The sequence below is a fragment of the Bartonella sp. AA1HLJMS genome (assembly GCF_042197445.1).
Taxonomy (GTDB): domain Bacteria; phylum Pseudomonadota; class Alphaproteobacteria; order Rhizobiales; family Rhizobiaceae; genus Bartonella.
This window is the reverse complement of record NZ_JBHIRW010000012.1, coordinates 24,007-39,494: the sequence shown is the minus strand read 5'-3', so window position 1 is coordinate 39,494 and position 15,488 is coordinate 24,007. Positions and strand designations below refer to the sequence as shown.

Genomic DNA, 15,488 nt, shown 5'->3' with positions numbered 1-15,488 from the left:
CGGTATTCAAGGTTCTAATACAATATGAATAACGCTAGATTATCTTTATAAATCAATTCATTGTAATCTCCCCCTCACAAAATGGTCGTAATAGACGAGAAGGAGGCAATACTGGGAAGGAATGAGCAAGCTTATTCCTCTATAAGCGCAGTTCCACCGATTGTCATATTATTGATTCGAAGATGAGGTTGACCAACACCAACAGGGACATTTTGCCCTGCTTTTCCGCACATACCAATACCATTGTCTAGTTTACTATCATTACCAATCATTGTGATACGTTTCATAGCATCCGGTCCATTTCCAATAAGAGTTGCACCTTTGATTGGTGCACAAATTTTGCCATTTTCTACTCGGTATGCTTCAGTACATTCAAAGACGAATTTTCCGGAAGTAATATCAACTTGTCCTCCACCAAATGAAACAGCATAGATACCACTTTTAAGTGAAGAAAGGATTTCTTCAGGTGTTTTATCTCCTCCTAGCATGATTGTATTGGTCATTCGTGGCATTGGTGCATAAGCATAAGATTCACGCCGTCCATTTCCAGTTGATTTACCTCCCATAAGCCGTGCATTAAGCCTGTCTTGCATAAAACCAACGAGTTTTCCATCTTCAATGAGAACGTTATATCCTGAAGGGGTCCCCTCATCATCGACAGTGAGAGAGCCACGGCATTGTGGAATTGTTCCATCATCAACAACTGTAACACCTTTTGCTGCAACTTGTTGTCCTAAAAGTCCAGCAAAAGCCGATGTTTTTTTACGGTTAAAGTCACCTTCTAAACCATGACCTACGGCTTCATGGAGCATAACACCAGGCCATCCGTTAGCTAAGACAACATCAAAAGATCCAGCAGGTGCTGCTTCTGCTTCTAAATTTGTTAAAGCCATACGTAAGGCTTCATCCGCGGCTTTTTTCCAATTGTCTTCATGAATAAATTGGTTAAATGCTTGTCTCCCTCCACATCCATAAAAACCATTTTCACGACGATTGCCTTCAGCTGCGACCACAGATATAGAAAGTCGCACAAGGGGACGAATATCACGAACCAAATAACCATCTGCACGTAAAATTTCAACATGTTGTAGCGAGCCGGAAAGAGAAACAGTCACCTGATGCAATTTATCATTTTTAGCACGTAAATAGGCATCAATTTTTTGCAAAAGAGCACTTTTTTCTTCAAATGATGGAGCATCAAGGGGATTATGCGGTTGATAAAGCCTTTTGTTTGTTTGTTGAGGTGCTATGCTATAAGTCCCTGCATGATTATTATAGGTAACAGCTTTAGCAGCTTCACTGGCACGTTTGAGTGCAGCAGCTGATAACTCACTAGAGTGAGCATATCCAGTAGCCTCTCCAGCAACAACGCGTAGTCCAAATCCCATATCTTGATGAAATGAGCCGTTTTTAAGCTGTCCATTATCAAATAAAAGAGCTTCGCTTTCTGTATACTCAAGGTAAAGCTCACCATCATCAGCATGATGAAGTGTTTCCTGTATAAGTGATTGCACTTTAGAGGAAGCAATATCAAAATGATCAATCAGCGATTTCATAAGAATTATCCTATTTTTATGGGGGCTTCGAAGATTTTTATCAATCTAATTTTAAGAATCTTTCAAAATATACGATGAGATTTTGATTGTTTAAAATGTATTGATTTCATTCATGTCGGTAAGGTTGCATAGGCGTCGCCAAGACCATGAAGGTCAACAAAACCTCCAATCCCTTGTTCAGGAGTTGTAAAGATAAAATAGGTTGCCATTTTTCCTTTTAAAAAGAGCTGCAATATGTCTTCTTTAAGAAAGGCTTCAGCAACACAATTATCACCAAGACAACGACGATATTCCATTCTGCCCATATTTTTATCGTCAATTTTAATTCCAACGCCAGGACGTAATTCAACGCGAATCGGAACAAAAACACGCATCAAAGCACCTTGCTTTTGAGGAAGTTTATAAAATGTAACGCGCAAGGTAATATCTTGACGCCCTTGTGTGTGAACGTTTTGTACAATTTCACACTGCATGTTAGGTGTACCTGGTGGTAGAGAACACACTTTTGTCCATGCACCATAGGTTTGCGGAGCAGGAACATCTTGTGCATAGGGTGTTTGTGCAAATGCATGACTGATAAAACTACTATAAAGTGTGTAAAGAACAGCACCAATAAAAAAAGTTTTTTTGAGTAATTTATAAAGTATCACAGAAAATCCTATCCGACTCAACACCCACAACCGTGCATAGATTTACATAAAAAATGAATTCCCTATAAAAAACTATAACACAAAATCAGTATTTACCCAAATATATTAATTCATATGATATATTTTTATGATACATTTGTAATGTGGAGAGAACGTTGATTGAAAAAATGTATTTTTATTGCCAATATTTCCATTTACTTTTAGGGGATACGTGCGAAAGAGATATTTCATATTTTCTCAAAAATACGATTGGTCTTAATGGGTTATTTCCATACGCTAGATAATATTTGTCAGATAATATTGGGTTTGTGAATGACAGAAATGGAAAAGGGTTTTGAGTGGAATGTCAGTTTCAGAAGAGTTATCGGTTGTGAATGATAAATCAACGCCACCAAAATCCGGTATTGGTGATTACATCACATTATTAAAGCCACGTGTTATGTCTCTTGTGGTCTTTACGGCTCTGGTTGGTTTGCTTGTATCGCCTGTTCCTATCAATCCGTGGTATGGTTTTTTAGCAATTTTATGTATTGCTGCTGGTGGCGGTGGTGCGGGAGCACTGAACATGTGGTATGATGCTGACATTGATGCTGTGATGGAACGGACTAAAAAGCGTCCTATTCCCATGGGTAAAATCAGCTCCCAAAAGGCATTTATTTTTGGCATGGTTCTTTCTATGCTCTCGGTATTGGTTATGGGGAGCTTCATTAATTGGTTTGCGGCATTTTTTCTTGCGTTTACGATTTTCTTTTATGTCGTTATCTATACAATTTGGTTAAAGCGTATCACACCACAAAATATTGTTATTGGTGGTGCTTCTGGGGCTTTTCCACCAATGATTGGATGGGCCGTGACAACAGGGACAGTGAGTATTGATAGCTTTTTATTATTTTTAATCATTTTTATGTGGACCCCCCCTCACTTTTGGGCTCTTTCTTTATTTTCATCTCTTGATTATGAGGCTGCAGGTATCCCTATGATGCCTAATGTACGAGGTGAACATTCAACAAAAAAACAGATTTTATTTTATACTATTTTGATGGCATTGTGTGCTGCTGCTCCTTGCTTTACTGGTCTTGGCGGAATTTTTTATGGTATTTTTTCAACAATTTTAAGCATTATCTTTATTTATTTTGCCTATTGTTTATGGAAAGCTGATACACATAATGAAACTATTTTGATGGCCAAAAAAACGTTTTTCTTTTCGTTACTGTATTTGGCAGCTATCTTTGGAATTCTTTTGATTGAATCTCTTGTTTGGTATTTTATCGCTCTTTAGTTGCGTAAAATGAAAGAGCAAATTTTAAAAGAGCTTTTCTTCAAGAAAATGCTGTAAGAAAACACGATAGAGTGTGTTCTTATGTAAAAGATGATATTGCACGTTTTTTTACATTGCTTATTCATGTATAATAATAGGTTGTTTGAATATATAGCTAAAACTATAGAGATTAAGGATGATTTATGTCTGGACTTCCCCCTTTAACGATACGTCTTTGTGGTCCACGTGGATTTTGTGCAGGGGTTGATCGTGCTATCCAGATTGTTCTGCTTGCATTAAAAAAATATGGTGTTCCAGTATATGTCCGTCATGAAATTGTACACAACCGCTACGTGGTTGAGGGATTACAGCAACGGGGTGCTGTTTTTGTCGAAGAACTTAATGAGATTCCAGAAGAACATCGCAATCAACCAGTTGTTTTTTCTGCTCATGGTGTACCAAAATCTGTTTCAGAAGAAGCACGATACTATAATTTGTTTTATCTTGACGCAACATGTCCGTTGGTCTCGAAAGTTCATAAACAAGCGATACGACATCAACGTCATGGTCGTCATGTTATATTGATTGGTCATGCTGGTCATCCTGAGGTGATAGGGACAATGGGACAGCTTGAAGAAGGAGTTGTGACGCTTATTGAAACGATAGAAGATGCTTTGCATTATCAACCCAATGATCCAGATAAATTAGGATTTGTGACACAAACAACGCTTTCTGTTGAAGATACTGCAGGAATTATCGATATATTACAACAACGTTTTCCTACATTAGCAGCCCCAGCGGCTGAGTCAATTTGCTATGCTACAACGAATCGACAAGATGCGGTTAAAGCAGCGGCAAAGGGGAGCGATTTGTTTTTGATTGTTGGAGCACCAAATTCTTCTAATTCACGACGTTTAGTAGAGGTTGCCGAAAAGTCTGGTGCGCGGCAAGCTATTTTAGTTCAGCGCGCTGATGAAATTAATTTTGAAAACCTAAAATCTCTTTCTATTGTCAGTCTTTCAGCAGGGGCTTCGGCTCCTGAAATTATTATTGATGAAATTATTTCAGCATTTCGTGAGCGTTATGATGTCACAATAGAATTAGCTGAAACAGCGGTAGAAACGGAAAAATTTTTAGTGAGTCGCGAATTACGCGACGTCATTTTAACGTCTCAAGATATGGCTTTCGTCAATGGTCAAGCAAATAATGCAAAAAATGAAAATCAGAATACAAACATATCTACAACGAAAGCAGAATAATGGCCGTTTATACAGATATTCACCCAAATGATTTAAAAGTGTTTTTAACACGTTATGCAATAGGATCACTTTTGTCTTATCAAGGTATAGAGGAGGGGACTGAAAATTCTAATTTTATGTTAGAGACAACACAAGGGCGATTTATTTTAACACTTTATGAAAAGCGTATTTCAAAAGATGATTTACCTTTTTTTTGTTGCTTGATGCAGCATTTAGGACAGCGTGGAATTCCTTGTCCTCAACCTGTTATTCAAAATGATGGAATGATGATCTGTGAATTAGCAGGACGTCCTGCCGCTATTATTACTTTTCTGGAAGGAGAGTGGATCCGCCAGCCCAATATAGATCATTGTGGCGAAGTGGGGACGGGGTTAGCACAATTGCATTTAGCAGGACAGGATTTTACACTTAGTCGTAAAAATACTCTTTCTGTTATGGATTGGAAGGTCTTGTGGCAACGTTGTCAAACCAAAGAAGATGCATTGTTAAAAGAATTTGGACAAAAAATTGAGTTGGAATTGGCTTTTTTACAGAAAAATTGGCCGTTCAATTTACCAATAGGCATTATTCATGCAGATCTATTTAATGATAACGTCTTTTTTGTGAATCATCGTCTTTCTGGGATGATAGATTTCTATTTTGCTTGTAATGACTTTTTTGCTTATGATTTAGCGATCTGTTTAAATGCTTGGTGCTTTGAGCCTGATCATTCCTATAATCTTACCAAAGCACGTAAGTTATTGGAAAGTTATCAAAAAATAAGACCATTGATCCCTTTAGAATTGGACAAGATGGTTTTATTAGCTCGTGGTGCGTCTCTACGTTTCTTACTCACACGTCTATATGATTGGTTTAATACACCGCCTAATAGCTTTGTTATTAAGAAAGATCCATGGGAGTATTGGCACAAGCTTTGTTTTTTCAGTAATGTAAATTCGCTAAGTGAATTAGGTTTTTAAATTTTATGGCAACTCCACAAAAAGTCGTTGAAATTTATACAGATGGTGCTTGCTCAGGGAACCCTGGAATTGGAGGATGGGGGGCAATTTTACGCTGGAATGGTCATGAACGGGAGCTTTATGGCGGTAAGGTCCATACGACAAACAATCAAATGGAACTCATGGCGGCAATTTGTGCATTAAAGGCGCTTAAAGAGCCCTGTTTGGTCGATCTTTATACAGACTCAGTTTATGTACGTAACGGTATATCTAAGTGGATTGAAGATTGGAAAAAGAATAATTGGCGCACTGCATCAAAAAATCCTGTTAAAAATATGGAGCTATGGCAAGCTCTTGAGGATGCTAGTTCTTGTCATACAGTTAGATGGCACTGGGTAAAAGGGCATGCGGGACATCCAGAAAATGAACGCGCAGATGCCCTTGCTCGCAAAGCAATTACTCAATATCGTGAAAATGGACGTTTTCCAGCATAATTGCTTTTTGAGAGCTTTTTCTTTTATCATGGAGACGCAAGAGGGGTTGGCTGCGTATGGAATATGAATGTTCCACTTAAGGCGTGATCTTTAAAAGAAATTGTATAAAAAATTTTTTGGTTTATTTCTTCTGGTGTGAAATAGAGTGGAGCACTGAAGAGTGTATATTCTGCGTTATCACTGACTTTTCTTGCTGCTCCAATTTGCATTTCTCCTCCATCTAAAAAGAGAGAGGAAGGAGTGGTTTTGTTGTTATTTTGTATTTTTATAAGAAGGGTACTGTTATTTTTTTCGGCACTTATTTTTAGTGCATTCTGCATCATGCGGGGCAAAGAATCTTGCGCCTTTTTTAAGAAGGAAGCAGGAAGCTGTTTATTTTTAAGAGCAGATGGCGAAAAATCAAAGTTAATAGTAAATGGAAGACAGATTTTATTACATAATCCAAGAGTGAAAGCACCACTTAAATTTTTGCTTGAACCAGAAAGATTGAAGGGCAATATTACTTTATCTTTATAACCTAATGACCAATCATTTTCTGTTTCAAAAAGCTGTGGAGTAGGATAAAAGATTTCATAAGAAATCTGTTGGTTGAAATTAAAAAATGGTGCCATGCCAGAATTACCTGGATTACGCCAGTAAGTTTTCCATCCTGGTTTAAGCTCAATTTCAATAATGCCTTCTCTTATTCCAGAAAGAGAAGGTTCAGTGATCGCTAATCGGATACGACCACCATCTGATTCATACCAAGATGTTGCGAAAAGCTGGAGTTTTTGTTCTGTTTGAGCATTTACAGGAATGTTAAGTAATTCTAAAACTATGAATGTTAAGCTTAAAGTAACTAAAAGCTTTTTATAAAAGAAAGTTGCGATATTTTGTAAATTTGTAAATATACGACTTTTTTTCATTGGAGTTTTATTTTCCTAGTGTGCTAAATGAACAAACTTTTATCATGTAAATTATGGAGAATAACAGATTAATGAAGCGGTGTAATGGCTTTTTAGGTGGACAATTACTCATAGCAATGCCTGGGATGAATGACAAACGCTTTATTCGTTCTGTTATTTATATTTGTGCGCATTCTGATGCCGGTGCGATGGGCATCATTCTTAATCAATTGCATCATATTGATTTTCCAGAGCTTTTGCTTCATTTGGGAGTCATAGACAGTGGCCAAAAAAAAAGTCTTTCTGAACCAATAAAACAGTTTCCTGTTCGCTATGGTGGTCCTGTTGATCCTTCGCGTGGTTTTGTCCTTCATTCAGATGATTATACTTGTGAAGAAACTGTTTTTATTGCAGATAAGATCTGTTTTACTGCGACAATTGATATATTAAAAGCGATCAGTTGCGAACAAGGTCCGCAACATGCACTGGTCGCATTAGGCTATGCTGGATGGAAAGCGGGGCAACTTGAGGCAGAAATTTCTACAAATGGTTGGCTAATCAGTTCTACATCACCTAGTTTTCTTTTTGAAAGCGATTTAAGCTGCAAGTATGATAAAAGTTTAACACGCATGGGTATCGATCCAACTTATCTTGCTTCTGAAATGGGACACGCGTAGAGTTTTTTCTAAGCTTTTTAACTTTACACGTTATTTTATCCCTTATGTTTTTATTTTATAAGGGAAATGGCTCTGAACGAGCGTAATTAATTCTTCTATGGCAATCGGTTTCGTCACAAGTGTACTTTGAACATATTTACAGCCTTCTTGACGGAGGAAGATTGCTTCTTTTTCATTTTCAACACCTTCTGCGATAATTTGCAAATTAAGATCTGTTGCCATATTAATGATAGACTTTAGAACAATTTTCTTCTTAAGAGAGTCGATTGAGATAAGTGAACGATCAAGTTTAACCATATCAAATGGATAACGTACGAGATAGGTCAGAGACGAATAACCTGTTCCAAAATTATCGAGTGCGAGATTCATTCCAAGTGTTTTAATTTGTTCAAGAAAGTGCGCTGATTGTTCAGGATTATTTCTTAAGACAAATTCAGATATTTCAATCATCAGACGCCCTTTGTGGAGCGGATGGCGAAGCAAAGCGGCACGCAATTGACTGATAAAACGAGGATGAATCATTTCTGCGCTTGGTAAATTAATTGAAATAAAGAAAGATTGTTGGGAAAACTTTTCTTGTACATTTATAAGATCAATAATGGCATTATCAATGATAAATTGTGACAAATCCATAACAATTTGTTCATTTTCTACGATTTTTATGAAATCAGAGACATTTAAATTTCCATAAGTGGGGTGATGCCATTCTACAATTGTTTCAAAACCAATAATATGTCCGTCTGATAAATTAAGAATAGGATGGTAGAGGATTTTCATCTCATTACGTTTTATGGCATAATGAACATCTTTCTCCAGAGTATTATGTTCGAGACCCAAAGTGCGAAAATTAGGACGAAAAGGTTCAATATGGTTCCCACCCATTTGTTTTGCGCGAATCATCGCTAACTCACTATCATTAAAAATATCTTTAGCCGTCGATCGGCTTTCACTCCATGTAACCAATCCGATAGAGGTTGAAAGGATTATTTTATTTTCTGAAAGTGAAATAGGTGCTGAAATTGTTTTGTGCAAATGATCTGCAAATGCTGCAATTTTTTGTGGTTCGGTTTCACTGAGTAAAATAATTGCAAAGCGGTCTGCTGAAAGACGCGATAAGGTGTCTTGAAAGTTAATGAGACGATTTAAACGACGTGCGATTATAAGCAGTACAGTATCCCCAACTGCTATGCCTAATTTGCGATTAATTTGGCGAAAATTGTCAAAATCAATCATAAAGACAGTCGGTCTAATTTTGATATTTGCTTTCGCTAAAGAGGTATAATTTTGTAGTCTATCAAAGAAAATTTGTTGGTTAGGAAGTCCAGTTAAGCTGTCGTGGATTGCATCATGCAATAAGCGTTCTTCGGATTTTTTATGGTTAGTAATATTGACAATGGTTCCAATGACACGTGTGATTTTTCCATCTTTTTGCATAGCCGGACGTGCACGAAGAGAAAACCAATGATAATAACCACCACCGGAAGAAAGCCGAAAAATTTGATCAATGCGCCCTTTTTTATTTTTAAGAATGATATCCAATACGGCTTGAAAGCGTTCACGATCATCATGGTGCAAGGCTGAAATCCAGTTGCGCATAGGTCCATTGAGGTTATGAATTTCAGTACCAAAAAGGGTTGCCATGTTTGGATGTACAACAATACGATCACGCTCAATATTCCAATCCCAAATAATATTTCCAGCTCCCTTTGCTGCGAGTACTTGTTGTTCAAGGTCGGAAAATATTCCTTCATGGAAAGCGTCATTAGAAAAAGTTTGTTGCAGGACAGTAAAGCTTATGAGAAGAACAATGAGCACTAATCCCCCTGCTAATGCTGGCTGGATAATATCATTGTTTAAATGTCCAGCTATGCAGGTATAGGCTCCAACACACCAAAAGCTAATGAGCAACCATGTTGGAATAAGCATAATGGCGCGGTCATAGCTTCTGATTGAGAAATAGATGATTAATATTATACCAAGCACAGCGGTAAGGCCAAAAGACAAACGCGCAATTCCAGCTGCTCTGATGGGATCGTAAATAGCAAAGGCTCCTAGACTGCAAAACGCAATGGTCCAAGCGATAGCACCGTAACTAAAATGATAATGCCAGCGGTTAAGGCTGAGATAGGTAAAAAGAAAAATGAAGAGTGTAGCAGTAAGTGCTACTTCTGTACCAGCACGCCAGATTGGTTGGGTTGTGAGTGTAACTGCAAAGAATTTATTTAAAAAGTTGAAGTCAATACCAATATAAAAAAGCACTGCCCAAGCAACTGCCGCTGTTGCAGGAAACAGCCCCGTTCCACGGACGACGAAGAGAACAGTTAACAAAAGCGCTAAGAGACCTGATATCCCAAGAAGAATACCATGATAAAGCGTATAAGAATTAATTGCATCTTTATAAGCTTCAGGTTGCCATAAATAGATTTGCGGTAGATTTGCAGAGTTAAGTTCGGCTACAAATGTAATAACAGCACCAGGGTTAAGGGTAATACGAAAGATATCAGAGTTTGCACTAAGTTGACGATCGAGGGAAAAACCTTCGCTTGGCGTTATGGATTGAATCCTTGATGATCCAAGGTCTGGCCAAAAAAATCCAGAACGTGCCATGCGGTAATGGGGGGCAACGATGAGACGATCAACTTGTTCATCTGTTGGATTTGCAAGAGAAAAAACTGCCCAATTTCCGGAAAATTTTTCATTTTTTGCCTGCACTTCAATACGCCATACAATACCATCTGGTCCTGGTGCTGTACTTGTTTGAAAAATAGAGTTGTTTGTATGGTGAATTTCAATTGCTTTTGAGAGATCAAGAGCAGCATCTTGAGAAGAAATTTTAACTGGTTCAATTGCTTGTGCTGATGTAAGATGGACAAAAGAACTAACGACTACAATGAAAATGATGTCAATTATTTTACGCAAACTCTTCACAATGTCCCACTCTCAATATTTTAGGATGTTTAATTTTCATTTCGACTTTTGAGAAAAAACGTCCACCTTTTATAATTTATTTACATAATAAATTGTTATCACTTTTTCTTAAGTTATGTGATTTTATATACAAATAGACCACACACCCATTTGCTTCAATGGAACCTGAAGCGAATGAAGTTTTATATTTTAAAAGTGCAAAGTTAAACCATGAATTTTCAGATTTCACGGATATACCTTCACTTATTAGAATCTTTATCACATGAAGTATGAATTGGGTAGTTTTGTACGCCTATTTGCCCAATATTTCCAAAACTTATTTAATGAGGAGAGCTTTTGTGGTAAATTTTATGATAAAATATGTGACGTTATTGTGATGTTGCATTGAAAAGAAGTTTTTACTTTAGCTTGTATGAAAGAGTTGACGTTAAATCATCAAAATTTATAAGGGGTCCTACAGGTCCGACAGCAGTTAGTGTTGGAGTGGAGTTTGTAAAAAGACGATGTGCTAAATCAGTTAATCTTTTAGGAGTGATGAGATTGAGGCGTTCAATTGTTTCCGATATTGGAATTGGTCGACCATAAAGGAGTATTTGGCGAGCAATGAGATGTGCTTGACTAGAGGGATTTTCCTGTGACATTGTCAGATTTGCACGATATTGCGTTTGTGCTCGTTGCAGTTCGTTGGCGTGAATATTTTTGCTGACCTTGGAAAGTTCATCAAGAATCACAGGAATAAGTTCTTTGAGCCCTTCTTGTCCGGTAGCTGCGTGAACACCAAAAAGCCCAGTATCTGAAAATCCCCAATGAAAAGCATAAATAGAATAGCATAATCCACGTTTCTCTCTTACCTCTTGAAAAAGACGTGAAGACATACCACCACCAAGAATGATTGAAAGAATTTGGGCTGCATAAAAATCACGCGCGTGATAAGCACGCCCTTCAAACCCTAGAACAACTTGTGTATCCATTAAATCGCGATATTCACGAAAGTCGCCACCGACATAATTTGCAAGATTAGTAAGAGGTGCGGTTGAATGGGAGCGAAAAGTACCAAGACGACTTTCAACTTCTCGCAAGAAACTTTCGTGCTTTACAGCTCCTGCAGCAACGACAATCATACGATCTGCACTATATTGTTTATTGATGAAATCATGGAGATCAGTAGATGTAAATGATTGAATAGTTTTAGCTGTTCCTAAAATAGAGCGTCCAAGGGATTGATGACGAAAGGCTGTTTCTGTAAAGTGATCAAAAACAATATCATCAGGAGTGTCATGGGCAGCACCAATTTCCTGAAAGATTACTTGTTTTTCTCGTTCTAGTTCATCGTCGTCAAATTTTGAATGCATTAAAATATCGGCTAAAATGTCTATAGCAAGTGGGATATCACTTTTAAGTACACGTGCAAAGTAAGCTGTTGTTTCAATACTGGTTGTAGCATTGATTTCACCGCCAACATCTTCAATATCGGTTGCAATTTGAAAAGCAGTACGGTTTTCGGTTCCTTTAAAAGCCATATGCTCAAGAAGATGAGCAATACCATGCTGTGTGGAGGTTTCATTGCGTGAGCCCACTTTAACCCATATTCCGAGAGCAACACTATCAATTTGTTGCATTGTATGTGTGGCGATAGTCAAACCATTACTAAGGCGACATATATCTACATCCATGTATCTACAACTCCATTAAATAAGCTAAACACCTCATTGTAAGGGTATCAGAATATTCTTGATTTAAATTAATGCAGCTAACTTTAATAAGATGCACGCGATTTTAAAGAAATATAATCTTTTACTATTTTTTCATCATTAGCAAGATTTATAAAATGTTCTTCGTGTTTCATTACATCATTGAGATGAGATGGCCATGGAGCATGAAGGCCACAAGCGCTTTTAATAGTATCAGGAAATTTAGCTGGATGAGCCGTGGCAAGAACGATCATTGGAATATGCGGTTTTTTGTTTTCACGCGCTACTTGAAGAGCGACCGCTGTATGTGGATCAACAAGATAGCCACTTTCCTTATAGACACTATCAATTGTTTGAGCTGTTGCAGCCATGTTGCTTTTTCCAGCGGAAAATAGGGAACGAATATTTTTGAGTTGCTTTTCATCAAGAGTAAAGAGCCCCGTTTTTTTCAAGTTTTCCATTGCATTGCGAATCCACATTGGATCACGATTGCCACTTTCAAAGAGCAAACGTTCAAAATTAGAAGAGACCTGAATATCCATAGAAGGTGATGTTGTATGGACTATTGGTTGTGTTTCGTAAGTACCACTGGTCAATGTACGTACAAGGATGTCGTTATCATTCGTTGCGATGACCAGTTGAGCAATGGGTAATCCCATACGGGCTGCGACATAACCTGCGAAAATATCACCAAAATTTCCAGTAGGAACAGTAAATGAAACAGCTCTATCAGGTGCTCCTAAAGAAAGTGCAGATGAAAAATAGTAAACAATTTGCGCCATGATACGCGCCCAATTTATAGAATTAACACCTGAAAGTGCTCTTTTTTTACGAAAATTGTGGTCATTAAACATTGCTTTGACAAGAGCTTGGCAATCATCAAAATTTCCTTCAATGGCAATGGCATGAACATTGGAACAATGATTGGTTGTCATTTGCCGTTGTTGAACAGGCGATACACGTCCTTTAGGAAATAAAATAAAAATATCTGAGTGTTCTTTTCCAGCAAAAGCTTGTATCGCAGCTCCTCCTGTATCACCTGATGTTGCAGCAATAATCGTTGCACATCTATTTTTTTCAGTCAAAACATAATCCATCAGTCGAGAAAGAAACTGCATTGCTACATCTTTAAAAGCTAAAGTAGGACCATGAAAGAGTTCAAGGATAAATTCATCTGCTCCAGTTTGTCGTAACGGACAGATTGCTGGATGGTGAAAGGTCGCATAAGATTCAGCGATCATATTTTCAAAAGCTGTATATTCGATTTCGTTATTCACAAAGGGCCACAGAATAGTTTTAGCAATTGTTGTATAGGACTGACCACGAAGTGCTCGTAACGCATCAAATGATAGCTGAGGAAATTTATCTGGCAAATAAAGTCCCCCATCGCTTGCCAACCCTGTCATGATTGTTTCCGTAAAGCTTAAAGCAGGAGCTTCACCTCTCGTGCTGATATATTCCATAAGTCTTATCCTTTTTTTATTTCTGGCAAATTGGTGAAGTTATTTATTTCACGTTTTTCATAATATTTAAATTATTAAATGGATAGAGCTTCTTTTCTTCTTTTTAACTCAATAATGAAAGGAAATAGCCTTAAGCATTTTTATTTTTGAGATATAAACGCCAAATGTTCACAGAAAATCTGTTACAGTCAAAAATTTTCTCTCTATTATTCATTCACTTAGATTTTACAACGTATCTTCACTTGTACACCTTCTTAAATAATAAAATTAAATAGATAGAATAGTATTTACTGAAGAACTTTTGTATAAAAATCAATCATTCATAGTTATTTTATGCTCTTAGTACTCTGTAACAATTAAATCTACTAAATGAAATGTTAAAATGATACATCTCATGACTCACATTGGAAGATTTATAAGGTAATTTTATGGCATTTCGTGCGCAAATCTATACTTTGAATAATCTTTTTTAGCTTAATTTATTACTTTGTATAATAATAGATATTATATTTGTGCTATACAGTATGGTAACCTAAAGGTTATCCATAGAAAACATACAACAGCCTGCTAAATGATGGGAAGCAGGCTGTAAAGTATTTTCATTTTAAATAGAAAAAAATAACTAAGTATCTTTGAATTATTTGCCTTTAATTTTTCCTATTGCCCATCCGATTATCCCACTAAATATGGCCATAACAGATCCAGTCAAGAATCCAAAACCCAAAGCTCCTACTGTAGAAAAAACTCCTAGCGTAATTGGTTCAAACACTTTCTCAAATTTTCCTTCAAAGGCAGATTCACTTTTTGCTCTATGAGTGAAACTTGGGACATAAAGAGCAGCTATATCGATAGCTTTTTTCTTTCCTTGTTCTATTAGAGAGACAGTTTCCCATTGAGTATCATTTTTCAAATGATTGGCGTGAACATTTATAACTTGTGAAAGCAAAAAAGCAACTGCTATAAAAATATTTAATACGTAAGTTTTCAATACTTTAATCATAGTTTACCACCAATACTTTTATTTTAATCTGAATTGAATAGATGCATCGGCAGAATTAGTGCACATTGAGAGAAACAGAAGCATTTAAAGCTTTTTTCACTCTTAGTGTGATAATTCATTAGTTTTATCATCAACAATGGATAAACACAGAATATGTTCATAGTTTATATTTCATATGAGAAGGTCTTATTCTGATGAAATTTCAATTTTAACGAGATTTAAAATACAATATTATTTTACTTATTATCCATCCTAAAAACATGCCTATCGTACTTGATGCATATCCAAGTGCCATCCCCATACCAAAAGCCCCGAGTGTAAGAGGTTCAACAACCTTTTCAAATTTTCCTTCGACGGTAATTTCATTTTCCATACGACGATTTAGATTTTGTGTATAGAGAGCAATCGTACTGATTGCATCCTTTCTGTTCTGTTCTGTTACAGAAATAAAAATATTCTCACGATGAATATTGTTTTGCAAATAGTTGGCATGTACACTTACAGTCTGTGAAATGTAAAAAACAGATATCATAGAAATAATTAATATATTATTGTTAAAAAAATTAATCATCATTTACCTCAAATACTTTATAGTATTCAATATATATATGTGTGTATATAAATTACACTTTGGATTTTTGGATGTAATTTACAGAATTTATAGTTATAGTAAGAGAAATAGAAGCTTCA

At 36.6% G+C, this 15,488-nt stretch carries 13 protein-coding genes; 5 read left to right on the top strand and 8 right to left on the bottom strand.

Annotated elements, in window-relative coordinates:
• Window positions 1-131: 131 nt before the first annotated feature.
• Window positions 132-1,556, bottom strand: a complete 1,425-nt coding sequence (tldD, locus tag ACFIQE_RS04995; RefSeq protein ID WP_375611127.1) for a metalloprotease TldD — start codon at window positions 1,554-1,556, stop codon at window positions 132-134.
• A gap of 110 nt (window positions 1,557-1,666) precedes the next feature.
• A complete protein-coding gene (locus ACFIQE_RS04990; RefSeq protein WP_375640316.1) occupies window positions 1,667-2,206 on the bottom strand; it encodes an invasion associated locus B family protein in 540 nt (179 codons plus the stop codon).
• A gap of 343 nt (window positions 2,207-2,549) precedes the next feature.
• Here ACFIQE_RS04990 and cyoE point away from each other — a divergent pair, with 343 nt between their 5' ends.
• The 4 genes from cyoE to rnhA all read left to right on the top strand — a co-directional run bounded on the left by cyoE (window position 2,550) and on the right by rnhA (window position 6,155).
• Window positions 2,550-3,485: a heme o synthase gene (gene cyoE / locus ACFIQE_RS04985; protein ID WP_375706688.1), complete on the top strand. Its 936-nt coding sequence runs from the start codon at window positions 2,550-2,552 to the stop codon at window positions 3,483-3,485.
• A 182-nt stretch (window positions 3,486-3,667) separates the two neighbouring features.
• Complete coding sequence (ispH, locus tag ACFIQE_RS04980; RefSeq protein ID WP_375707339.1) at window positions 3,668-4,723, top strand: 4-hydroxy-3-methylbut-2-enyl diphosphate reductase; 1,056 nt, start codon at window positions 3,668-3,670, stop codon at window positions 4,721-4,723.
• A complete protein-coding gene (locus ACFIQE_RS04975) occupies window positions 4,723-5,682 on the top strand; it encodes a homoserine kinase (protein WP_375620655.1) in 960 nt (319 codons plus the stop codon). Before ispH ends, ACFIQE_RS04975 begins: the two co-directional genes overlap by 1 nt.
• Window positions 5,683-5,687: 5 nt before the next feature.
• Entirely contained in the window at window positions 5,688-6,155 is a 468-nt protein-coding gene (gene rnhA / locus ACFIQE_RS04970; RefSeq protein WP_375620656.1) for a ribonuclease HI, read from the top strand.
• Between the two features lie 26 nt (window positions 6,156-6,181).
• Here rnhA and ACFIQE_RS04965 read toward each other — a convergent pair whose 3' ends face one another.
• Complete coding sequence (locus ACFIQE_RS04965; protein ID WP_375620657.1) at window positions 6,182-7,060, bottom strand: protein-disulfide reductase DsbD domain-containing protein; 879 nt, start codon at window positions 7,058-7,060, stop codon at window positions 6,182-6,184.
• A 71-nt stretch (window positions 7,061-7,131) separates the two neighbouring features.
• On the opposite strand from ACFIQE_RS04965, the gene ACFIQE_RS04960 reads away from it, so the two are divergent.
• Window positions 7,132-7,716 carry a YqgE/AlgH family protein gene (locus ACFIQE_RS04960; protein WP_375620658.1) on the top strand — a complete coding sequence of 195 codons (585 nt, stop codon included), beginning with the start codon at window positions 7,132-7,134 and terminating at the stop codon, window positions 7,714-7,716.
• A 42-nt stretch (window positions 7,717-7,758) separates the two neighbouring features.
• Here the strand turns inward: ACFIQE_RS04960 and ACFIQE_RS04955 are convergent, their stop codons facing one another.
• From ACFIQE_RS04955 to ACFIQE_RS04935, 5 genes are all read right to left on the bottom strand, one after another.
• Entirely contained in the window at window positions 7,759-10,644 is a 2,886-nt protein-coding gene (locus ACFIQE_RS04955) for an EAL domain-containing protein (RefSeq protein WP_375620659.1), read from the bottom strand.
• Window positions 10,645-11,042: 398 nt separating this feature from the next.
• On the bottom strand, window positions 11,043-12,317 hold the full coding sequence (locus ACFIQE_RS04950) for a M16 family metallopeptidase (RefSeq protein WP_375611135.1): 1,275 nt from the start codon (window positions 12,315-12,317) through the stop codon (window positions 11,043-11,045).
• Between the two features lie 83 nt (window positions 12,318-12,400).
• Complete coding sequence (gene thrC / locus ACFIQE_RS04945; protein WP_375611136.1) at window positions 12,401-13,798, bottom strand: threonine synthase; 1,398 nt, start codon at window positions 13,796-13,798, stop codon at window positions 12,401-12,403.
• 637 nt (window positions 13,799-14,435) lie between these two features.
• Window positions 14,436-14,798 (bottom strand): hypothetical protein, encoded by a 363-nt coding sequence (locus ACFIQE_RS04940; protein ID WP_375620660.1) that lies wholly within the window; start codon window positions 14,796-14,798, stop codon window positions 14,436-14,438.
• 208 nt (window positions 14,799-15,006) lie between these two features.
• A complete protein-coding gene (locus ACFIQE_RS04935) occupies window positions 15,007-15,372 on the bottom strand; it encodes a hypothetical protein (protein WP_375707338.1) in 366 nt (121 codons plus the stop codon).
• Between the last annotated feature and the right edge of the window lie 116 nt (window positions 15,373-15,488).

Excerpts from the sequence above, each read along its gene's own strand:
- tldD (WP_375611127.1), bottom strand. The coding sequence starts at position 1,556 with ATGAAATCGCTGATTGATCATTTTGATATTGCTTCCTCTAAAGTGCAA.
- cyoE (WP_375706688.1), top strand. The coding sequence starts at position 2,550 with ATGTCAGTTTCAGAAGAGTTATCGGTTGTGAATGATAAATCAACGCCA.
- ispH (WP_375707339.1), top strand. The coding sequence starts at position 3,668 with ATGTCTGGACTTCCCCCTTTAACGATACGTCTTTGTGGTCCACGTGGA.
- ACFIQE_RS04975 (WP_375620655.1), top strand. The coding sequence starts at position 4,723 with ATGGCCGTTTATACAGATATTCACCCAAATGATTTAAAAGTGTTTTTA.
- rnhA (WP_375620656.1), top strand. The coding sequence starts at position 5,688 with ATGGCAACTCCACAAAAAGTCGTTGAAATTTATACAGATGGTGCTTGC.
- ACFIQE_RS04965 (WP_375620657.1), bottom strand. The coding sequence starts at position 7,060 with ATGAAAAAAAGTCGTATATTTACAAATTTACAAAATATCGCAACTTTC.
- ACFIQE_RS04960 (WP_375620658.1), top strand. The coding sequence starts at position 7,132 with ATGAAGCGGTGTAATGGCTTTTTAGGTGGACAATTACTCATAGCAATG.
- ACFIQE_RS04950 (WP_375611135.1), bottom strand. The coding sequence starts at position 12,317 with ATGGATGTAGATATATGTCGCCTTAGTAATGGTTTGACTATCGCCACA.
- thrC (WP_375611136.1), bottom strand. The coding sequence starts at position 13,798 with ATGGAATATATCAGCACGAGAGGTGAAGCTCCTGCTTTAAGCTTTACG.
- ACFIQE_RS04940 (WP_375620660.1), bottom strand. The coding sequence starts at position 14,798 with ATGATTAAAGTATTGAAAACTTACGTATTAAATATTTTTATAGCAGTT.
- ACFIQE_RS04935 (WP_375707338.1), bottom strand. The coding sequence starts at position 15,372 with ATGATGATTAATTTTTTTAACAATAATATATTAATTATTTCTATGATA.